This window comes from Bartonella sp. CM120XJJH (assembly GCF_042194715.1).
GTDB lineage: Bacteria > Pseudomonadota > Alphaproteobacteria > Rhizobiales > Rhizobiaceae > Bartonella.
The window spans coordinates 1-578 of the sequence record NZ_JBHINE010000144.1 but is presented as its reverse complement, the minus strand read 5'-3'; the positions used below and the strand labels follow the sequence as shown (position 1 = coordinate 578).

Genomic DNA, 578 nt, shown 5'->3' with positions numbered 1-578 from the left:
TGCTTGCAAAACCCGAAATCATCACAGAACTTTCTTTTGAGGAAATACGCGCTGCTGCTCTTGCCCATTTAAAAGAGCTTTTGCCGGAATATACCATTCTTGAAAGTGATCCGGCTGTAAAAGTCATTGAGGCTTTTAGCTATCGAGAGTTGCTTTTAAGACAGCGTATTAACGAAGCAGCACGCAACAACATTCTTGATTTTGCAACCGGTGAATCTCTTGACGCTTTGGGAAACTGGCATGGTCTTGCCCGCATGGAGGGTGAAAGTGATGAGAGATATCGTGAACGCATAGAGCTTCATGCTCGTGGTGGCAATGGGAGCGGGACAGAGCCCTATTACAAGCTTATAGCCTTAACAGCCGATAGTCGTGTTAAGGATGCGATTGTTTACCGGAAAGGCAAAGACCCAACCATCTATGTTGCTCTTTTTGGCAACAATGAAGAAGGAACGGCCTCTGAAGATCTCATACAAACAGTTTCAGAAGCTCTTCACAAAAAAAATATCATCATGACCAATGATACAATCATTGTTCACGCTGCTGTTAAAAAAGTGCTGGATTTAGAAGCAGATGTTTGG

General features: G+C 43.4%; 1 protein-coding gene. It reads left to right on the top strand.

Annotated features, from left to right (window positions below):
- Positions 1–578, top strand: a 578-nt coding sequence (locus tag ACFIKU_RS10250; RefSeq protein WP_375657446.1) for a baseplate J/gp47 family protein, incomplete at both ends; no start/stop codon positions are given.